Source organism: Mycobacterium sp. IDUB_36, assembly GCF_055419225.1.
The window spans coordinates 1,756,044-1,777,454 of record NZ_JBVAXH010000001.1 but is presented as its reverse complement, the minus strand read 5'-3'; the positions used below and the strand labels follow the sequence as shown (position 1 = coordinate 1,777,454).

Here is a 21,411-nt window from a genome sequence, read left to right as displayed (position 1 = left end):
CGTCCGGTGTCAGCCGGTGAACAAGTTCGCCAGGCTGGTGGCAATCAGGTCCGTCCAGTCGAGCGGCAAAGTCGCGGTGATCGCCAACGGTCCGTCCCCCAGGATGCTCTCCATAGTTGCGTTGAAAATGGAACCGAGATTCATGATCGCGTCCGGCGCAAGGAAGTTGCCGATACCGTCGCTGCTCACCGTTCCGGTGACCGGTGCGGCGATGCTGGCCATGCTGCCGAGAATGGCCATCTGGTGCATGGCCAAATCCCAGACGTACGCGGGCACACCTGGTGCGGTTACATCCGGCAGTCCGATCGTTCCCGCGATGTCAGTCGGGATGCTCGGAATTTCCGGGATCGTCGGAATCGTCAGGCTGACGTTACCGATCGCGTCGATGTCGACTCCGGGAATCGCGTTGATCAGGTCGATGACACCGTCGACGGCTCCAATGAAGGGGTTGACGACAGCGTCCAACGTGCCGCTCACGAAAGTGTTGAGGTAGCCGATGAGTTCGCTCACTGCGGAGTTGACCGAGTCGATGGCGGTGTTGATCCCGCTGATCACGTCACCGACGACGGGGATTCCCAGTAAGTCGAGGTCGATGTTGATGCTGTCCGGACCCAGGATGGTCAGCGCGTCCGTGACCGGCGGCGCGTCGATACCGCTGCCCGGGATCGTCGACGTCACCGTCAGCAGTTCGTGGGCCAATGTCTGCTGAGTCTGAAGCAGCGACGCCAGAGTGCCGGTGACCATCGGAGCGGTACCCAGGAAGCTCGGCGAGGCGCCGTCGCCGAACCCGCCGACATTCTCAGTGAACGCCGCAAACGGATTGGTGAGCAGGCCGAAATACGGCGTGATGGCGACATTCGTCGTTTCGTTGAACGGAGCGTTCAGCGTGTAGGCGTCCCCGACTGACGGCACGATCCCGTTCAAGCCGTCAGGGCTGGCCGAGACGATCGGGTAACCGTTGAGGTAGCTGTTCAGAATCGTCGAAGGCGCCAGCGACAGGTAACCGCCTATCGTCGTCAGGTCGTTGCCGATGTCGGTCAGATCGGTCTGGAACGCGTCGACCGAGAAGGTCCCGTCCGTGAGCAGCGTCTGGAGTTGGGTGGAGATGCTGCTGAATTGGGTGCCGATGTCGTTGAACGACGGAAGCATGTTCTGGCGAATGCCCTCCCAGCCGACCTGGGCGGCGTTCGACGCGAAGTTCGATGCGATCGCGTTCTGCAGGACGAGGGTCAGCACCGACACTGGGTTGGTCACCGGGTTTGAGAAGAAATCGGGTAGCGGCGGTAGCGGGGTGTTCGGGTCCAGTGCGCCGTTCTGCGCGGTCACTGCGGCCGAGTAGGTGGCGAGCGCCTGCAGCTGCGTCACGAGGTCGTTGAAGACCTTCGGCACACCCTCGGAGTAGACGGCCGAAGGCAGCGAGAACAGGTTGGTGCTCTGCCCGTACATCTCCATCAGGCCGTTCCAGTTGGCGGTCGTGTTGGCGACCATCTCATCCCAGCCGACCTCGGGAAAGAACAAGTCACCGTGCTCGATGGTGGTTAGCTGAATCGGCAGATCAAGGATGTGGTGCGGCGGCGCCGCGGCGGGGGTGATCGCGATAAGGGCAGCGCTGACCAGGGCAATGCCGCCGGTGATGGCAGGACGAGAAGTACAAGTCACGCCGTCCTCCTTGGACGTTTAATCCGATAAGTCGGACGTAACATACCTGAGGTTTAGCTTAGGAGTTTGCTAAACGCTCAGAATTTTCTCAGCTGTTGGCCGGTGACGTGCGGAGAGGCAACACGGCGACGACCGATGATGCGAGCGTCTGTGCGAAGCTACTTATCCGGGTACGGCGTGACGGTCAGCATGACGGTGTGTCCGTTCCGTATCACCTCGACCGGTGCCGGCTGACCGATCGTGAGAAGACGGACCGCGACGACAAATTCATCGGCGTCGCTGACAGAACGGTCGCCGACCTTGACGATCACGTCGCCCGGGAGAATTCCGGCATTCTTCGCCGGACTCTCGGCAGTCACGGCTGCCACCTGAGCGCCGAAGTCGGTAGCCTCGCTCACCGGTCGGATGGCGACCCCGAGCTTCGGGTGATTGATGTGACCGTCCTGAATCAGCACAGCGGCGACAGCCTTGGCCTCGTTGATCGGAATGGCGAAGCCCGGCCCGCCCGCGCATGTCTGGATCTGACACGCGGTATTGATGCCGATGACTTTCGCATTCATGTCGATCAGCGGGCCGCCCGAGTTGCCATGATTGATCCCGGCGTCGGTTTGAATGGCATCGATCACGGTGTCGCCCAGAGGCACTGGCCGGTGCATGGCACTGACGATGCCGTGCGTCACCGAGGTACGTAACCCCAGCGGCGAGCCGACCGCGAGTACCAGGTCACCCACCTGAACTCGGTCGGAATCTCCGAGTTCCGCGACGGCGAGGTTGTCGACGTTGTCTATCTTCAGCACGGCCAGGTCGGTTTTGGGATCTCGGCCGACAAGATTGGCCAGTACCTTGCGGCCGTCGTTGAAGATCACCGAGACCGTGCGCAGTTCGAGATTGTTGACCGTCTGCGAGATCCCGTGGTTGTTGGTCACGATGTAACCGCGGCTGTCGATGACGAGTCCAGAACCGTAAGAGCCGACTTTGTCTTTGACTCTTACGTCTTCGATATAGACAACCGAATTCTTGGCGGCCGTAGCGATTTTGGCGAAGCCGCGCGTCGATGGCTCGTCGAACCCGTCGAAGATCGATTTGACCCTCGATATGGCGAGCGCCTCGGCGATCTTGGCGTTCCCGCGAAATATCCAGCCGCCGGCGAAACCGATCAGCAGCGCGACGATCGTGGCCAGCGCGAGCGTGGTGAATGTCGGCGAAGCCTTGCGGCCAGCTCGGCCCTTGCTCGCCGACCCTGGCACCTCGCTGTCACGCTCCGACCGAGCCGGGGCGGGTGCGTGTAGTGCTGGTGAGCCGAGGGGTGCTACCGCGTTTGGGTTGCGCCAAAAATCTTCGGGTGGGGGGATATTCGGACCGCCGCCGCTGATTCGCTGCGGATCGCCGCTGGGATGATTCTGGCTGGACTTCACGGCAACCTCTTCCGGGCGCTCCGCAGGAGGCACGCCACGTACAGACTGTTGCCGTCGCTGAGTACCAGTCGACCCTACTCTCGTCTGCGCCGATGATGGGCGTCTTTCTGCGACGTCATATCGGCAGACGCCTGCTCAGCGAGTGGAGACTGCCCGGTCCGCCAGAGGTCCGATGGCGGGCGCCATGAGTTGCGAGTATTCGAGTGAGATGTGATTCCGGTCGAAGTAGACCATCGTGTTGCCGACGATCACCGGACAGCGATCGGCGGCGCAGAAGAGATCGGTGATATCCGTGTACTGACCACCTGCCGCCTCGACCGCAGCCGCCTCAGCTGCGATTCCGGTTTGGTTGACCGCCACCGATTTGTCCGGTGAACACGCGGTCGCGTCATCGAGATGTATGGACAAGCACTCGGGCACACGGGATTGCGGATCGGGGATCGGCCCGAGTACGAGAACCCCTGCGCCGGTGGCGCGTAGCTGCCGCACCAATGCGGTGAGTCGGTCGATCCAGACCGGGTCGTAGGCCGTGAATCGCGCCGGCACATCCGGAGCACCGTAGCGGCGCCACACGCTGAGCACGATCAGCTTCGGGTGTTCCCTCTGCAACCGGGCGGTGACGTCGCTGCGCCATTGCTCGCATTCGGTGTAGGGACGGCCCGAAATGATGGTCGGCAGGTCCATCACCGGGCAGTTACCCTTCGCCATCATCTCCAGGCGCCAATGCCGCTGCGCGGCAACCTCTTGCAATGCCGGCGTCCACATCGCGCCATTTGAATCGCCGATGAGGGCAACGGTCGTCGACGACGACGTGTCGGCCATCGCGCAGTCGGGCACGCCGACTTCCAGGAAATTTCGCAGGCAACCATCGAAGAACAACCGCTGCGGCTCCCCGGCCGCGCCCTCCAGGGACGGGTCGAGGTTCGAAGGCACGTCTGGCAGGTCCGCGGACTCCGCGACGGCGGTCTGCACCTGCGCGAAGGCCCGCTGGATCGCCTTGTTGTATTCGTCGGCCGTCGCGTTCACCAGCGGTGTTCCCGCAGTGATATTCAAGGCTTGCGCCGCCACGCTCCGACCGACGGGAGCGGGGATGAGCATCAGCATCACGAAGCCGACGCATGCGGCGGCGGCGGTCGCAACGGCGCCGAGTGCGAGACTCGCTTTCGCAGAACGACGCAGCCGGGCGGCGTAGCGCAACGGGTTCTCGACGACGTGCAGTGTGAACACGGCCAATCCACCGGAGATGGCGACTGCGGCCAGCCGATCCGCCAAACCAACTGGGCGATCGAGTAATAACGGCACGAAGAGGAGGATCGGCCAGTGCCACAGGTACCACGAATAGGACAGTCTTCCTATCGCCCGCAGTGGTCCCCACGCCAGGACGCGGCCGCACCCGTCGGTCGGCGCCGCGCATCCTGCGCCGAGCACCAGCAGCGTGCCGAGCAATGGCACGAGAGCTGCGGTTCCAGGATATGGCGTGGTCGGTCGAAATTGGTTACATGCCAGCAGTATTAGACCAAGGCCTACCCACCCGATAGCGATGGCAGGTATTTTCGGAAGCCGGCGCCAGTGGTGGGCGGTGAGCGCCAGTAGGCAGCCGGCTGCCAAGTCCCAGGCCCGCGAGGGGAGCGAAAAGTAAGCCATGGAGGGCATTACGTCGGTAGCCCACAGCGAGTAGGCGAAGGAGGCGCCTCCGATCAGAATGAGCAACACAATGTAGGGACTCTTCGACGGCGCTGCCGGCACCCCGGAGCGTCGCCGCCGACGCATGGTGACCCAGGCCGTACCAACCAGCAGAACCGGCCAAATCAGATAGAACTGCTCTTCGACGCCCAATGTCCAGAAGTGCTGAAACGGCGACGGAGCCCGGTCGGCGGCAAAATAGTCGACCCCTTGAAAGGCGAACCGGTAATTGCCGACGTAGAGAGCACAGGCGATGCCGTCGCCGATCACATTGCGAAGTTGCATCGGGGGCAACAGGATTGCCGAACCGATCATGGTGATGGTGCCTATGAGGGCCGAGACGGGAAGCAGACGGCGAGCCCGCCCCGCGTAAAACCGGCGCAGTCCTACGGTGCCGGTGGTGTCGATGTCCTTCCACAATTGCCCGGTGATGACGAAGCCCGAGATGATGAAGAAGATGTCGGGTCCGACGAACCCGCCGCCCGCCCCCGGCACTTCGGCATGAAAACCGAGGATCGCCAACAGCGTTACGGCACGTAGGCCCTCGATGTCCGGACGGAATCCGGGTTGGGCGGGGCGCCCACCCTGCGCATGTCGAGGAGGGCTGACGCTCGAAGTCTGCACCATAGCCACCAGCTGTTTGAAGGCATGCCTTTTCAGGAGAAGCTCTATCACAGGTCTCGGCCGGATGACCGAATTCCAGAAAGTTCAATCGGTGCGTGAGCGTGGCTGTGGTCGGTCATCACGTTCACGGCGTATCGCCCATATCGCGAAACCAATTCATCTACTCTTGCCAGAGCGTCGACAACTTCAGTCAACATCTCGTCCCGAGAAGCGAAGCTCAGTTAGGAATCTGGTCCACGATGAGTGACGGACGCGGCCGAATGGTCCAGCGCTACCTCAATCTGCTCGAGGCCTCGCTGACCGGCATGCTTTTCGAGGATGCCCCCTGCGATATCTGGTCCGGCGGTGAGTTCGACCCGAACAAACGACTTCTGGGCAAAGATTGGCCGTCACTGTCATTCTCCATGATCGGTAGCGTGCGAATGCGGAACCTACGCCACGCGTGCGAGACGGTACTTCTGGACGGCATCAAGGGTGACTTCATCGAGACCGGCGTCTGGCGGGGCGGCGCCTGCATTCTCATGAAGGGAATCTTGGAAGCTTACGGCGACGACGAGCGTCGCGTCTTCGTCGCGGACAGCTTCGCAGGGCTGCCGCCACCGGACCCTGAAAGTTTCCCCGCCGATACCGGCGATCAGCATTACACCCATACCCGCCTGCAGGTGTCGCGCGATGACGTCGAAGACAACTTCCGGCGCTTCGGTCTTCTGGACGAGAGGGTTGTCTTTCTCGAAGGATGGTTCAAGGACACTCTGCCGGGCGCCGCTATCGACCGGCTCGCCGTCTTGAGGCTCGACGGCGATATGTATGAGTCGACGATAGAAGCGCTAGATGCCCTCTACCGCAAGGTTTCCTACGGTGGGTTCGTCATAGTCGACGACTACTTCCTTCCGCCATGTGCGAAAGCCGTTCACGATTTCCGCGATCGCCATGGGATTACGTCGCCGATCTTGCCCATCGATGGAACCGGGACCTACTGGCGCGTCGACCACAAACCCATCAGAAAAGGCTGAATAGTTCGGTCAGTCGGTCGGGTTCTTCGCAGAGCGGACGCGAGTCGGTCAGTCTCAGGTCGTCCCAGAACGACTTCAGCTGAATCTCGTCGATGTGTAGGGCCGCATGCTTGTCGACGATTTCGTAGTAATGATCCGCGAGCACGCGCGAAGTGGGGTCAAGCCCCGTTATTGCGACCAAGCCCGTCGGCGGACAGTCGAGTATGTGAAGCCGGAGGTCTGGTCGGTACTCCTTGAGAATCGGCAGCAGCTTCCACACGTCGCCCGTCCAGAAGAACGCTGTCTCACCCTCGGTGGCGTCGCCCTGCTGATACGCCCGCAGCGCCATCCGCGGATTCAGCGGCACGCAGTCATGCAGCAGTATCAGTGAGCGAGAATGACAGGCGGCTTCGGCGCCAATCAGATCGCGCAGCAGAAACTCGAACCGGTGCATGCCATCCAGGAAAGCCATATCGACTGGGCCACCGAGCAAACCAGGTACGTCTTCTGAGGCGAAGAAAGCATCCGACGGCATCTGAAAGAAAAAAGTGCGTCGACGGTTGCCGGTAGCACCGGCGCGCAGCTGGAATCTCGGGTCCACCGCAATCGCATCGCAATTGACGATTTCCAGCGAGGTGCCGTTCTCGGTCCCGACTTCCAAGTAGGTGCGCGGCGCGAGGTTGGCGTGCAAAGCCGTCAGAAATTCCAGGTATGGCACGCCGAGCATCTGGAATGTGCCACTCGCCTGATTGAAATCGTGCACCTTCTCGGCCCCCTCACGTGCGCGACTGAATTCGAATCGCATCGAGCTTCGCGGGTAACGGTAACAGTTACCGGCATGTTCGAGGCCTCGTTGGCGGTTACGCTTTTGGGCCACAATCCGTTGGCGCACAGCAGCAAAAGGGACCACGCCGCTATGTGCGATCTGACGCCAGAACGCGACGGAGGATATCTACTTGGCTACGAGCCGAGAAGGCTTTAAAGCCACGTTCGCCGAGCGCGCGGCGGGCGGACTCGTCACCGCAGAGTTGCACGCATCGGTCAACAAGTTCGTCGTACTCGGCGAAGGCTATGCCGGCCTCGAGGTCACGTGTCTCGGCAGAATCTGCGCCGCGCTCCGACACCACGACACGTCTGTTGGCCAGAAGGTAAGACACGCGCGCGATTTCGAAGACCTGTGCCTTGTAGTAGCTCAGATGGATGTTGATGACGACTTTGGAGCGGGCGATCCACGTGTCACGCTCAGCGCCGTAGACGCCGAACAGTTCTTTGACGTTCAGGCCTCGACTACGCAAGCCATCGAGCACTGCGCGGCGGCGCGGGTCGCTGTTCGATCCGTAGAAGAGTACGTCGATGTCCTCGTGGCCTGGGCTGATTCGAGTCAGTTCCGGGACATACCCAATCGGGACGTGCGTGATATCCGGAACGTCAAGCGCCGTCAGGCGATCGATGTTGCTCTGACTGTAGTCCCAAACCGGGAAGCGCCGGAACAGGTCGAGGAGCCTGGGCGTCATCCAGACCGACTCGGCCGACTCGAAATAGACCTGCTCGAGATTGAACAGGATGGGGTTTTGAGGGGGTGCGATGTCGAAGGTGGCGAGGAGGTTGGAGCCGAGAACAATGGTGCGACGGTCGTCCATGTCGAGACGGTTCGTCAGGACCGAGTCGTAGCCGAGTGTTGAAAGTGCACAGTGGAAGCCCTCGGCAATTTCGCGGAATACCTCGCTGTGCTGGTAGTCAGGGGGAGACACGACAGCGACGGCGAATCGCGTCGACGAGCGGACGGTCAGACTTCCGTCCACGTCGGGTTGATTCACCGTCGGCTGCGGTGGCGCGGCACCCGAGTGGATGCAGAGTACTTCGTCGAGTGTGGCCGTCATCGAGTGTTGGTTCGCGGCGCCGCGGGAGTCCATTCGCGTCGTATCGAACATCGCCGGACCGACAGCAGCGGAGTCGGTCAATACGTAGCGGCCGGCTTCGGGAGTGCGGTGTACGGTTGCTTCCTCGGCGCAGGTGCCGGTCAGCTGGGCCGCATCGGTGAAGTTGATTCCTGCTTGGAATACTCGTGTTTCAGCGTCGAGGACGGCGGCCAGCCGGGTGATGTAGTTCTCGGCCGCGAAGAACTGCCAGCCGAAACCCAGGTGTAGCCACAGACGTCCGTCGACACGGTTGCGCAGTCGTGCGAACTGGGCGTCAGGACTGTCTCCGGGAACGTCCGGAATGAAATCGACTAGCGGGTAATAAGACTGCAGCGTCGCGCGATCTTGAGCGGTCAACCCGGCGTCGAGGATCAGGATGCTTTTGATCCGCCATGCGTCGAGACAGCAATTTAGAAATGTATTCAGCGTCTGTTCGGTGGTGCTCCGATCAAGCCCGGCTAGCACGCTCACCACCGTGTCAGCGTTGTCGGAGTTGGGGATGAGGCGCCGCACCACCGCCTCCGGGTATGCCAAGGCAGATTCGACCAGGCTCGGGACACTGAAGTCGCGATTGCCGGCGACCCGTCGCCGGTCGTCGTCGGGGACGCCGGGGCGGGCCACGAGTTGTCGGCACAGGTCGAATGCCTCGGCGTGCTTGCCAATCCAGCTCGCGCAGATCGCTTGTTCATCGGCCGCACGCCAGGTGTAGACGTCCGCGCTGACAAAGAGGTTGTCTTCACCAGGCAGCGGGATTTGAGTGGCCCGCTGGGCGAAAAGGTAACCGAGCTCGAAACGTCTCTCGAGGCGATACCGGCGAGCCAGGAGATGCAGCGGTTCAGCTCGGGTCGGCCGGTACTCCCAGGCCCTCAGGTACGCGTCCTGTACGTCGGGCCACGATTCTCCTAGTTGCGCCATCGACTCCGCGATCCGCCACTTCGAGTAGTAGATCTCCTGATCCCAGCCGTCCATCTCGGCCCGCCGCGCGTACCATTTACGCGCATTGACGAAATCTCCTAAATCGTAATAACTTTGGGCCAGATAGAACACCGATCGAGTGTCTTCGGGGTTACGTTCGACCTCGGCGAGCAAGAGGTCGCGATCGCGGGCATACTTGCGAGCGTCCTGGCTGCGGGAGCCGAGCCTGCGCGATTCGATGTAGTACTCGCCGGGCAGCAGCGCTTGCACTTGGCCCGGTTCTCCGGCGATGCCCTCGTGCACCACACCCTCGTAGCGCACCCGCGCCCCGTCGCGAAACAGCTGCGGCCGCCAGTAAGTGAATTCGGCTCGTCCGATGCGCATGCTGTAGATGTCGGCGCTCAGATCAGCGAAATCCGGTGTGCCTACTACTATGTCGTCGGCGTCGATCACCCAGATGTAGTCGCCGTGACCCTGGGCGAGAACCAACGCTTCGGTGCGGTTGTGTCCAAAGTTGCGCCACGGGCGTTCGTGTAGCTCACCGCGGATGCCGAGCCGGGACATGTGGCTGCGAATCGCGTTCTGGGTTCCGTCGTCTGAGCCGGTGTCGACGATCACCCACGAAGTGATGTACGGCGCCACCGAGTCGAGCACCTCGTGGACGATGTGCGCCTCGTTCCGGACAATCATGTTCAGGCAGATCGCGGGACGCGCGATCACCGGCTCGGACACAGTGCCAAATCGTAGGCGGGAACTGCGGAGCCCGTCGCGGATCGGATAACTGCACGACTCCCCCTCGGATAATTGCGTGGGCGAACAAGATTCGGCCCCAGGCTGCAGTCGGCGGAGTACGTGGAGTGTGTGAGTCGAATCAGTGGCTGGGATGCAAGGCGTCGGCATGGACTCACGACGAGTCCGGACCGTTGCGCAGTCGTCGTTCAGCGTTGGGACATCAGGACGCCGTTCCACTGGCCGATCGAGCAAAATCCGATTCCTGGGCCGCACCGGCAGAGCTCACAGAAACTCCAAACCTGAGCTAAAGCTGAGAAGAAGCTTAGGTTGAGTTGCTCCCGGCTTCGTCGGGAGCTCGTCGACAGGCCCAGGGGAGTGGTGTGCGGCCCGCTGCGACGCGCGAGATGGAGGATTGCGCGCTCAAAATGCCTGTTCAGAGGCCCGCAGAAAAATTCTTCCGAGAATTTGGAGCATTTCGATTGTGGGATTGCCCACAAAGTCGTACCTTAGCGAAACCTGAGAAGAATCTACTGCCAAGCCGGGAGGGGCAATGCGTGGTTGCAACGGCACCGCTCTAGCCGCGTCCCGAGGTGCCCTCCGCGGTCGCCACCGCGGCTGCTTACCGGAGGGCGTTTCGTCCTGTTCAACGGCATTTTCTCGGGGTCTATCGATTGCCTCTCACGACGCCGGCTGCAGTGATCAGGGTGTGACCCAGTGGTCATCTCAGAGGAGCCCGGCTAGCAGTGCCTCAGCCAAACTGAGGCTTTTTAGCCTGGTCTAAAGCCAAAACTGAGTCCTGTCTCAGCTGGACCTCAGGCCGCGTTCGAAGGGGAACACCATGGCTGGTCGACACGCCAAGAAGAAGGCGAAGCGGCGGTCAAGCAAGGCGCTCGAGCGTGGCGTCGGCAAAGTCATTGGTCTCAGCGGTGCAACCAGCGCGTTCATCACTTTCGGGCTAGGCCCGATCCTCAGCGTCCCGCCGGCCAAAGCCGATGGGATCGAAGACCTCGTTATCGACCCCATCATCAACTCGCTCTCGAGTGTCGACCCCGCACTCGCCCTCGATCTGACCAGCTGGCTCGACAGTCTTGATGCCGCCTTGGCCAGCGCCGCAACCTTCGACCCGGCGAGTGTGGACGCCGCACTGGGCTCACTGAACATCGACCCGTCATTTGTCGACTCCGCGCTCGTGGGGGTGTCGAGTCCTGATGCCATGAGCTCGGCAGCCGTCTCGACCGATTTCGCGCAGCTGTACGAGACGTATTTCTATGAACCGATCCATGCATTCCAGCAGGACTGGATCAACGGCACGACCTTCTTGGGTCCCCTAACCATCCAGTGGGACAACAGTTTCAACTTGTTCTGGTCCCAAATTGGGGGGACTGGCATCCTGATCGGCAACGGCGCCGACGGCATCGACGGTGGGACACTTGCTGCGGCCACCGGCGAAGCGGGCGGCTTGTGGTTCGGTGACGGCGGAGACGGTGGCACCGACATCTTCGGTGTGGGTGGTGCCGGTGGCGATGCCTACTTCGGGAACGCGGGCGACGGCGGAGATGCGCTGTTCGGCGGAGCCGGTGGGGACGGTGGCGACACCCTTTACGGCATCGCGGGTGACGGCGGCGACGGTGGCGCCGGCGTTTTGCTGGGTGACGGCACCGGAGGCGCTGGCGGCGACGGTGGTGACGGCGGCAACGTCACTGGTTTCTTCTTCGGCAACGGCGGCAACGGCGGCTTGGGCGGCGATGGCGCCAGCGGTGCCAACGGAAGCAACGGTGTGTTGCTGGGCGTCCCCGGCGGGCCCGGCCACGCGGGCGGTGACGGCGGCGATGGCGGCGTCGGCGGTTACGGCGCAACGCTTATCGGCAACGGCGGTAACGGTGGCGCCGGCGGCGATGCCGGCAACGGCGGGTTCGGCGGAGCCGGTGGCCCAGGGGCCGTCGGCGGTGTGGGCGGCTACGCGGGTGACGGTGGGCTCGGCGGCGACGGCGGGCAAGGCGGAATCTTCGGTCACGACGGGGTTGCCGGAGCGGATGGTGACGACGGCCATGCCGGCGGCGGCGGTCCGGGTGGTCCTGGTGCGACCGGATCGACGGGTGCGACGGGATCTACTGGTGCGACCGGTGATACAGGTGCCACCGGCTCCACGGGCGCGACCGGGTCGACGGGTTCCACTGGCGCAACTGGATCGACGGGTGCGACGGGCTCTACTGGTGCGACGGGTGCGACCGGTGACACAGGTGCCACCGGATCGACGGGCGCGACCGGCTCCACAGGTGCGACCGGATCGACGGGCGCGACCGGCTCTACAGGTGCGACCGGATCGACTGGTGCGACCGGCTCCACAGGTGCGACCGGATCAACTGGTGCGACCGGTGACACGGGCGCGACCGGCGCCACTGGCGCTACCGGGTCGACTGGGGCGACGGGTTCTACCGGTGCGACTGGTGACACAGGCGCGACCGGTGCAACGGGTGCTACCGGTTCGACGGGCGCTACCGGTTCGACGGGCGCTACCGGTGCCACCGGATCGACCGGTGCAACGGGTGACACGGGCGCCACTGGCGCTACCGGGTCGACGGGTGCGACGGGATCGACTGGTGCGACTGGTGACACGGGCGCGACCGGTGCAACGGGTGCAACGGGTGCTACCGGTTCGACGGGCGCTACCGGTGCCACCGGATCGACAGGGTCCACTGGTGCAACGGGTGACACGGGCGCTACCGGTGCTACCGGGTCGACGGGCGCGACCGGGGCCACGGGTGCCACCGGTGCCACGGGTTCGACGGGTGCGACTGGCGACACCGGTTCGACCGGTGCGACGGGTTCCACTGGTGCTACTGGTGACACGGGCGCGACCGGTGCAACGGGTGCCACCGGTTCGACGGGTGCGACTGGTTCGACGGGTGCGACTGGCGACACCGGATCCACGGGCGCGACGGGTTCCACTGGTGCTACTGGTGATACGGGCGCGACCGGGGCCACGGGTGCTACCGGCGCTACCGGTGCGACGGGTGCCACGGGTGCGACGGGTGCCACGGGTGCGACTGGTTCGACGGGTGCGACTGGCGACACCGGATCGACCGGGGCGACGGGTTCCACTGGTGCGACGGGTGACACGGGCGCTACCGGTGCCACGGGTGCTACGGGTTCGACGGGTGCGACTGGCGACACCGGATCGACCGGGGCGACGGGTGCGACGGGTTCCACTGGTGCGACGGGTGACACGGGCGCGACCGGGGCCACGGGCGCTACCGGGTCGACGGGTGCCACGGGAGCGACGGGTTCGACGGGTGCCACTGGCGACACCGGATCCACGGGCGCGACGGGTGCTACCGGCGCTACAGGTTCGACGGGTGCGACTGGCGACACCGGATCGACCGGGGCGACGGGTTCCACTGGTGCGACGGGTGACACGGGTGCCACGGGAGCGACGGGTGCCACTGGCGACACCGGATCGACCGGGGCGACGGGTTCCACTGGTGCGACCGGTGACACGGGCGCTACCGGTGCCACGGGTGCTACCGGCGCTACCGGTTCGACTGGCGCGACTGGCGACACCGGATCGACCGGAGCGACGGGTTCCACTGGTGCGACGGGTGACACGGGCGCTACCGGGGCCACGGGTGCTACCGGTTCGACGGGTGCCACGGGAGCGACGGGTGCGACTGGCGACACCGGATCGACCGGAGCGACGGGTTCCACTGGTGCTACTGGTGACACGGGCGCGACCGGCGCTACCGGTGCGACGGGTGCCACCGGTTCGACGGGTGCGACTGGTTCGACAGGTGCTACTGGTGACACGGGCGCGACCGGCGCTACCGGTGCGACGGGTGCCACCGGTTCGACGGGTGCCACGGGTTCGACGGGTGCCACTGGCGACACCGGATCGACCGGAGCGACGGGTTCCACTGGTGCTACTGGTGACACGGGCGCGACCGGGGCCACGGGTGCTACCGGTTCGACGGGTGCCACGGGTTCGACGGGTGCGACTGGCGACACCGGATCCACGGGCGCAACGGGATCGACGGGTGCGACTGGTGACACGGGTGCCACCGGCGCTACCGGTTCGACGGGTGCCACGGGAGCGACGGGTTCGACGGGTGCGACTGGCGGAACCGGATCGACCGGAGCAACGGGGTCGACTGGCGCTACCGGTGACACGGGCGCCACTGGCGCTACCGGTGCGACGGGCGGCACTGGGGCCACGGGCGCTACCGGTGACACCGGCGCCACGGGAGCTACGGGTGCCACCGGCGCTACGGGAGCCACCGGAGCCACGGGTGCTACGGGTGCCACCGGAGCCACGGGTGCGACCGGAGCCACCGGCGCTACCGGAGCCACGGGTGCGACCGGAGCCACGGGTGCGACCGGAGCCACCGGCGCTACGGGAGCCACGGGTGCGACCGGAGCCACCGGCGCTACAGGTGCCACGGGTGCGACCGGAGCCACCGGCCGCTTGCTCGGACTCTGACCGGTACTTCGGTTCCGTAAGGCAGACGCGACCCGCCGGCGCCGATGCGCCAGGACCTAAGGCGGTTGACCGAACAAGGCGTTTGGTCAACCGCCTTCGGGCGCACCAATTACCATTCCGCCGTCATCGGAATCCCTTTGCATGAGAATTCAGCGACCGAAGGGATCTGACGAACGGGCGGTGCACACCGATTGTGGTCGGATAACCACTCAAACGACTGCCTCGTTCCGAATCCCTTGAACTAAATTAGGATTCGCGATGCCAGCTTTACAAAGCGCCGACGGGTTGCGATTTCGTGCGATATCGTCACCTGATGACTCACACGTCTACCACCGACATTGCCCGTGAGGACAGCTCGAGCAAACGCGTCACATGGAATTCTCCACGTGCGCTGGCAATTTCAGCATTGGTGATCGCCGTTGTCGCTGCAGCCGTTGCGATTGCCGCATGGCTTCACCCGGGATCATCGCAGTCTTACAGTGGTGAACAAATTTCTCGGGCCAAAGCCAATGTCTGCGCCGCGTGGGCACCGGTCCATAAGTCGGTCTGGGTAGGGACGCCCAACCCGCTGCCCGGAGACCCGGTCGCCCAATTGTCGGTGGCCGCCAACGTTCGGTTGGCCATGCTGGGGGGCGGTTCATATCTCCGAGAAACTGTCGCAGCGGAGCCGGCGACGCCTGCCGATCTCGCAAAAGCCGTCAACACCGTTGCCAATACCCTGCAGAAAATGGGCATCAATTACTTGGCAATGAGTGATGGCCACACCGTCATTGATCCGTTGCACCACGATCTCGAGGTCGAAGGCGCTCAAATCGGCAAGTTGTGCAAATGACGCTCATGTCCCGCGACGGCTCGCGGGACGTCCGCCGTCGCGACCCGCACCAGAACTAGAAAGTGCTCGTAGGCCGAACGCGGTTGGCCATGTCAATCAGCTTGTAGCGATGCGCCTGAGTGGGCGCGGCCCGAGCCAGTCCGCGCAGCGACGCTTCTACTCCGAGTCGCAGACCATGCTCGGTGAACGGGAAGCCGAGAATATGGTTGGTGCTGGCCTCGTGGTCTCCCAGCCAGTCCAACGCGCTGCCGAGCACCAGCGCACGAATTTGCAGCACCCGCGGCTCGGTAGGCGGCAGCGCCTCGACTCGTCGTGCGGCATCGCGGATCTGATCCTCGGTGATGTCGGTGGCCGATCGTCCAGACAGCAGCGTCACCGCGCTGGTCAGCCGCGCGGTGGTGAAATATCTTGACGTTGCGGGGACTTCGTCGAGCGTGCGTACCGCTCCACCCCGATCGCCTTCAACCGACTGGGCCCGGGCCAAGCCGAAGGCCGCCGAGATCACTCCGTCGTCGGTCTTCCACACTTCTTCGTAATACTTGTGTTCGTCTGAGCTGCCGGCCAGCTCGGCCGTCGCGGCCAATGCCATCTTCGGCGCCAGCTCGCCGGGGAATGTGTCGAGCACCTCGCTGAAGTGCTTACTCGCGGAATCGTAGTCGCCAGTGAGCAATTCGGAGACGGCGCGATACCATACCAATCGCCAGCGCCAGCCCACCCGTTCGGCCAGATCATCCAGCTTCCGATTCGCCTTCGCGACGTCTCCGAGGTCGAGCAGCGCTCGGACTTCCATCAACGGCAACTCGACGGAGTCTGACAGGTCTATATCCTCGGAATCCATTGCGCCATGGCGGAATGCGCGCAAAGAATCGAGGGTTTGCACGGGCTGAGACAGGACAGTCGCCTGCAGCAGCGGTGCCGCGACGTCGGCCGGGTCCACCAGAGGCACCTGTAGCGCGGTGACGATCTCTTTGGCGGTCAACTTCTCCGAGTGCACGTGACCGTCCAGGTACACGTCGGTGTGGGCGACCAGCAGGGCCTCGCCGAACGTCGCACGACTGCGCGAGAAGATCGTCGACAGGCTAGGCCGTCGTACACCGGTGTCCTGGGCTACCACCTCGCGCAGCACACCGGACAGCTGACCGGACATCTCCTCGGCACTCGCGAATCGTCGGCTCGGGTCGGGATCGATTGCCCGGCGCAGTAATCGGCCGAACGAGTCGTACTCGGCCAGTACCGGGTCGTCCTCGGGGAGGCCGTCGACGTAGCGGCCGCCACGGGCCCGGAGCTTCAATGTCAGCGCCGCGAGCGTACGTCCGACGGTGTAGATGTCACTGGCCACCGTCGGCCCGGTCCGCACGATCTCGGGCGCCTGGTAGCCCGGTGTGCCGTAGAGGTAACCGAAGGAGTTGATCCGCGACACGGCGCCGAGGTCGATCAGCTTGAGTTGCTCCTCGGTGAGCATGAGGTTCTCCGGCTTCAGGTCGTTGTAGACCAGGCCGATCGAGTGCAGATAACTCAGAGCCGGAAGGATCTCCAGCACGTAGGCAATCGCCTCGGCTACCGGCAGCCTGTCACCTTTGCGACGCTTGAGTGACTGTCCACCAACGTATTCCATGACGATGTAACCGACGGGTTCGCCGTGCTGATCGGTGTGCTCGACGAAGTTGAAGATCTGCACGATCGACGGGTGGACGACCTCCGCCAAGAAGCGCCGTTCGGCCATGGCGATCGCCTGCGCTTCGGCATCGCCAGAGTGCACCAGGCCTTTGAGCACGACTGGTCGGTCGTTGACGTTGCGATCGAGCGCCAGGTAAACCCAGCCCAGTCCACCGTGGGCGATGCAACCTTTGATGACGTACTGACCCGCCACCAATTCACCTGGATTGAGCTGCGGCAGAAAGGAATACGGACTACCGCAGTATGGGCAGTCGCCCTCCGACGGCGCCTTCTCTTCGGAGTCGGATCGGCCGACCGGTCGTCCGCAGTTCCAGCAGAACCGTTTCGATTCCGGCACAACCGGACTCGGCATCAAAGCTTCGAGCGGGTCGATGTCGGGGACTCGCGGAATCTCGACCAGTCCACCGCCTAGCCGGCGGACCGGAGCCCGGGTCGCCGGCTTGGTCGTCGGCATCGAGTCCCCGATGTGCACCGAGAAGTCGTCGTCATCGTCGTCGAAGTCGGGCCGGAAGATCGCCTGCGTGGCGATCGGGCGACTCTGAGATGACGTATCGGCCATCGAGTCGGCAGGCTGGGTGGCCGGACCGGCGTCGTCCGCGTCCTGGTCCTCCGGGTCCACCGGCTGCTCGGTCATCAGTCGACGTACCTCGGATTCGGCGGTGCGGGAGCGGGACCCAAGACCGTCAACCACTTGCGGTACAACGTGTTCCATGTTCCGTCGCGACGGATGCGCTCCAGTGTGCCGTTGATGAACTTCACCAGGCCGGTGTTGTCCAGCTGAACCCCGATGCCGTAAGGCTGCGTGCCCATATTCGGTCCGACGATATGCAGGTAGGGGTCCTGGGAGACCAGGCCGGCCAGGATCGAGTCATCGGTGCTCACCGCGTCGACCTGGCGCTGCTGCAGCGTCACCAGGCAGTCGGCCCAGTTGACCACCTCGACAACGAGTGGCGGCGGCGCGATCTCGCGGATCCGGTGCAGCGACGTGGTGCCCTTGGCGACACAGACCCGCTTGCCGGACAGGTCGGCCGGCTTGGTGATCGGCGAATCCCGCGGGGCCAGAATGCGTTGCGAGGCATCGAGATACACGGTGGAGAAGTTGACCTGCTTGCGGCGCTCGCAGGTGATCGTCATCGTCTTGACGACGGCATCGACCTCGCCCTTCTGCAGCGCGGTGATGCGCTCGTCAGACGACAGGATCCGATACTCCACCTGCGCCGGGTTGCCGAAGATGTCGCGCGTGACCTCGCCCGCCACATCGACGTCGAAGCCGACGATCTCGCCGGTGATCGGATCGCGAAAGCTGAACAGATTGCTGCCGATGTCCAGGCCGACGATCAGCCTGCCGCGGGCGCGGATATTGGCCACCGCTGCCTCGGCGTCGGCCGGATTGTCGAATGGACGCAGGCTCTCGGTCGGGTTGCAGTTGTTCGCCGCCGTGTCCGGTGCCAGCGGTGGCTGCGGCGGCGACATCTGCATCCCCGCCGGGGTAGGAGGCGGCAGGGTCGGCGCGGGCGCCACCACCATCGACCCCGACTCGCTGCAACCGGCCAGCACAGTCGCCGTCACCGCGGTGGCGAACCACATCCGCAGCCGCCGCCCGATCATCGGTACTCCATCAGCCGGGGCCACAGGCCGAGGGCAACCGCGACCGCCGCGCCCAAGCTAAGCACGATGCCGCCGACGGTGGCGCCGGCCAGTCCCGCGCGTGCGTTGAGGACGTCGTCACGCAACTCGTGGCGACTCTGCTCCATCGCCTTGACCAACGCGCGATCGAGTTTGTCGAATGCCGGGGTGGAGTCGTCCTCGCCGTTACCCAGCGCCACCTGAGTCGCCGCCCGGTAGTTACCCACCGAGATATAGGAGTTGATCCGGTCATCGGCCCGGCGCCATTGATTCAGCAGTTTGTCGGCGCCCTGCAAGTCGCTCTTGTCGACGGCATCACTACGGGCGAGGTAGTCGTCGAGTTGTTTGTGCATGGCGTCGATGCGTTCGTAGAAGGACTGCTTGCGGACCTCTTCATCCCCGCGCCGAATCAGCGACAAGGTCTCGTCGGCACGTGCCTGCTGCGCACTGATGGACAGGTTGGTGATCGTCTTCAGTGACTCTGCCGCAGTATTTTTGGCGCTGCGGCTGCCGCTGGTGGATATCGCCAGCGCGGTTCCCACCCAGACCACCATAACGAGAATTGCGAGCGCACCGGCGACCAGACCGGGATTGATTCGTCGTTTGGTGCGACGGGCCAGCCATCGGTGCGCGAACGCGCCGAAGATTGCGGTGAAAGTCACGATCAGAATCACCGGAGCCGGAATCTGGGTGGACGCCGTTGTTTCCGCGTCGACCCGCTCGGACGTCTGGCTGTAGAGCCGTGCCGCGTCGGGCAGGATCGTCGACTGCATCAGCGTCGAGGCCTCGGAAAGGTAGGACGAACCGACCGGGTTGCCGGCGCGGTTGTTGGTCCGCGCGATCTCGATCAACCCGGTGTACACCGCTAGTTCGGCGTTGACTCGCCCGAGCAACTGGACCAGCGGCTCGTCCGTCAGCCCGCTCGAGGCCCTGGTCACCGCGACCGCGGCGTCGGTGATCGCCTGCTCGTAGCGCTGTCGGACCGTGCGCGGCTCGGCCCGGGCGATGAAGGCGGTCGCGGCGGCCGCGTCCGCCACCGACAGGGTGGTGTAGAGCCGGCCTGCGGCGAACGCCAGCGGCTCGGTGTGGCTCAACACCGTCGTCAGCGCGTGTTGGCGCTGGTTGATGGTGGTCGAGGTGGCGAAGGCGCTGAGGCCGCCGAGGATGGCCAGCACCAGACCGATCGACAGGATGCGGCCGGGTGTGGTCGCCACGAACCACCACCGGGGGTGGGCCGGCTCGATCGGCGACCGCGAACCCAGCGGCTCAGTCGACGGGTGCGCCAACTCAACGGTCACGTCTGTTCGGACCTCATCTTTCAGGCGTGGGCGTCACGAACTGTATTAAGTGAAGTCTAAGAGTGTTTTCCTGAGATGCGGGGACCTGCTTACTCAGATTTCCTCACTCGTTACCGGTCTGCGACCCGGGTCGTGCGTTTCATGTGCGTTGCTTACTTGCCATGGTCCTCCTCGGGCCGTTGCGCGGCCGCCTCGTCGTCGGGCGTGCTTATCCTGAACGCGTGCGTGGCGACGGTGACGGATGGGTGGTGTCGGACACCGGCAGCGCGCATTGGGGTCGATTCGGTGCGGCCGGCTTACTGCTGCGAGCGCCGCGACCGGATGGCTCGCCCACAGTGTTGCTGCAGCACCGCGCGCCCTGGAGCCACCAGGGTGGGACGTGGGGCCTGCCGGGCGGTGCCCGCGACAGTCACGAGAGCCCCGAGGAGGCCGCCGTCCGCGAAGCGCACGAAGAGGCCGGCCTGACCGCCCAATTCGTTGCGGTGCGCGCGACGGTGGTCACCGCCGCAGCCAGCGGCACCGACTGGACGTACACCACCGTCGTCGCCGACGCGGCTGAGCAGTTGCAGACGGTGGCCAACTACGAGAGTGCCGAGATGCGCTGGGTCGGCGAGGACGAGGTCGACGAGTTGCCGCTGCACCCTGGATTCGCGGCCAGCTGGCAGCGCCTGCGCACCGCGCCCGAAGTCTTGCCGCTGGGCCACGACGATCAGCTGCGCCGCACCCTGCCTCGAACGATAGAAATCGAAGCGGGCGTCTTCGTCTGGTGCACGGCCGGCCGCCCCGATCAGGAGCCGTCTGAGCTCAGCTCGCGGATCAGCTCACTGCTGCAAGTGCCGAACTAGTTGCGCGGCGGCCGCCTGCGGATCGTCGGCGGCGGTGATCGCCCGGACGACGACGATGCGCTTCGCGCCGGCCTCCAGCACCTCCGACACCCGATCCGCGTCGATGCCACCGATGGCGAACCAGGGCTTGTCGCAGGCCAGCTCGGCGGTCGACCGCACCAGCGACAACCCGGGTGCCGGACGGCCCGGCTTGGTCGGCGTGGGCCAGCACGGCCCGACGCAGAAGTAGTCGACGTCCTCGGCGATGGCCGCGGCGACCTGCTGTCGGTCGTGGGTCGACCGGCCGACCAGCGGGCCCGACCCCAGAATGTCGCGCGCCACGGTCAGCGGCAGGTCGTCCTGGCCGAGGTGGAGCACGTCCGCCCCGGCGGCTCGGGCGATGTCGGCGCGGTCGTTGACGGCCAGCAGGGCGCCGTGCCGGCGCGCCGCGTCGGCGAGCACCTCGAGCGCGGCCAACTCGTCGCGGGCCTCCAGCGGACCCAGCCGCTGCTCAGCCGCCGAGCCCTTGTCCCGCAGCTGGATGATGTCGACCCCGCCGGCCAGTGCGGCGTCGGCGAACTCGGCGAGGTCGCCGCGGTCACGACGGGCGTCGGTGCACAGGTAGAGCCGGGCGCCGGCGAGCCGGTCGAGGAGACCGGGGGCGGGGTCATGAGGTTGATGCACACCGCGACGCTAACGACTACCGTGGTGAGTCGACACGGGAGTCCCAGGGCACGGCGA

At 64.5% G+C, this 21,411-nt stretch carries 13 protein-coding genes; 3 read left to right on the top strand and 10 right to left on the bottom strand.

Annotation, left to right across the window (positions count from 1 at the left end; genetic code table 11):
- Positions 1-9: 9 nt before the first annotated feature.
- From ACZYW1_RS08695 to ACZYW1_RS08685, 3 genes are all read right to left on the bottom strand, one after another.
- Positions 10-1,659 (bottom strand): hypothetical protein, encoded by a 1,650-nt coding sequence (locus tag ACZYW1_RS08695; RefSeq protein WP_463784953.1) that lies wholly within the window; start codon positions 1,657-1,659, stop codon positions 10-12.
- A 158-nt stretch (positions 1,660-1,817) separates the two neighbouring features.
- On the bottom strand, positions 1,818-2,906 hold the full coding sequence (locus ACZYW1_RS08690; RefSeq protein WP_463784952.1) for a S1C family serine protease: 1,089 nt from the start codon (positions 2,904-2,906) through the stop codon (positions 1,818-1,820).
- Between the two features lie 303 nt (positions 2,907-3,209).
- Positions 3,210-5,384: an acyltransferase family protein gene (locus ACZYW1_RS08685; protein WP_463784950.1), complete on the bottom strand. Its 2,175-nt coding sequence runs from the start codon at positions 5,382-5,384 to the stop codon at positions 3,210-3,212.
- Positions 5,385-5,620: 236 nt separating this feature from the next.
- On the opposite strand from ACZYW1_RS08685, the gene ACZYW1_RS08680 reads away from it, so the two are divergent.
- Positions 5,621-6,394, top strand: coding sequence for a TylF/MycF/NovP-related O-methyltransferase (locus ACZYW1_RS08680; RefSeq protein WP_463784948.1), 774 nt, complete (start codon positions 5,621-5,623; stop codon positions 6,392-6,394).
- Here the strand turns inward: ACZYW1_RS08680 and ACZYW1_RS08675 are convergent.
- From ACZYW1_RS08675 to ACZYW1_RS08665, 3 genes are all read right to left on the bottom strand, one after another.
- Positions 6,381-7,178, bottom strand: a complete 798-nt coding sequence (locus ACZYW1_RS08675; RefSeq protein ID WP_463784946.1) for a class I SAM-dependent methyltransferase — start codon at positions 7,176-7,178, stop codon at positions 6,381-6,383. The genes ACZYW1_RS08680 and ACZYW1_RS08675 overlap by 14 nt on opposite strands.
- A 109-nt stretch (positions 7,179-7,287) precedes the next feature.
- The gene (locus ACZYW1_RS08670; RefSeq protein WP_463787760.1) at positions 7,288-9,897 is read right to left on the bottom strand and encodes a glycosyltransferase; all 2,610 of its coding nucleotides are present in this window, start codon (positions 9,895-9,897) and stop codon (positions 7,288-7,290) included.
- Positions 9,898-11,266: 1,369 nt separating this feature from the next.
- A complete protein-coding gene (locus ACZYW1_RS08665; RefSeq protein WP_463784944.1) occupies positions 11,267-11,989 on the bottom strand; it encodes a hypothetical protein in 723 nt (240 codons plus the stop codon).
- 2,737 nt (positions 11,990-14,726) lie between these two features.
- Here ACZYW1_RS08665 and ACZYW1_RS08660 point away from each other — a divergent pair.
- Positions 14,727-15,245: a hypothetical protein gene (locus ACZYW1_RS08660; protein ID WP_463784942.1), complete on the top strand. Its 519-nt coding sequence runs from the start codon at positions 14,727-14,729 to the stop codon at positions 15,243-15,245.
- 55 nt (positions 15,246-15,300) lie between these two features.
- Here ACZYW1_RS08660 and ACZYW1_RS08655 read toward each other — a convergent pair whose 3' ends face one another.
- The 3 genes from ACZYW1_RS08655 to glnX are packed head-to-tail and all read right to left on the bottom strand — an operon-like array spanning position 15,301 to position 19,846.
- The gene (locus tag ACZYW1_RS08655; protein WP_463784938.1) at positions 15,301-17,556 is read right to left on the bottom strand and encodes a serine/threonine-protein kinase PknG; all 2,256 of its coding nucleotides are present in this window, start codon (positions 17,554-17,556) and stop codon (positions 15,301-15,303) included.
- A complete protein-coding gene (locus ACZYW1_RS08650; RefSeq protein WP_463784936.1) occupies positions 17,556-18,530 on the bottom strand; it encodes a glutamate ABC transporter substrate-binding protein in 975 nt (324 codons plus the stop codon). Before ACZYW1_RS08650 ends, ACZYW1_RS08655 begins: the two co-directional genes overlap by 1 nt.
- Complete coding sequence (glnX, locus tag ACZYW1_RS08645) at positions 18,527-19,846, bottom strand: protein kinase G-activating protein GlnX (RefSeq protein ID WP_463784934.1); 1,320 nt, start codon at positions 19,844-19,846, stop codon at positions 18,527-18,529. Before glnX ends, ACZYW1_RS08650 begins: the two co-directional genes overlap by 4 nt.
- 221 nt (positions 19,847-20,067) lie before the next feature.
- Between glnX and ACZYW1_RS08640 the strand changes: the two genes are divergently transcribed.
- Positions 20,068-20,691 carry an NUDIX hydrolase gene (locus tag ACZYW1_RS08640; RefSeq protein ID WP_463784932.1) on the top strand — a complete coding sequence of 208 codons (624 nt, stop codon included), beginning with the start codon at positions 20,068-20,070 and terminating at the stop codon, positions 20,689-20,691.
- On the opposite strand, the gene thiE is transcribed toward ACZYW1_RS08640, so the two are convergent.
- Positions 20,668-21,354, bottom strand: coding sequence for a thiamine phosphate synthase (gene thiE / locus ACZYW1_RS08635; protein WP_463784930.1), 687 nt, complete (start codon positions 21,352-21,354; stop codon positions 20,668-20,670). The genes ACZYW1_RS08640 and thiE overlap by 24 nt on opposite strands.
- Between the last annotated feature and the right edge of the window lie 57 nt (positions 21,355-21,411).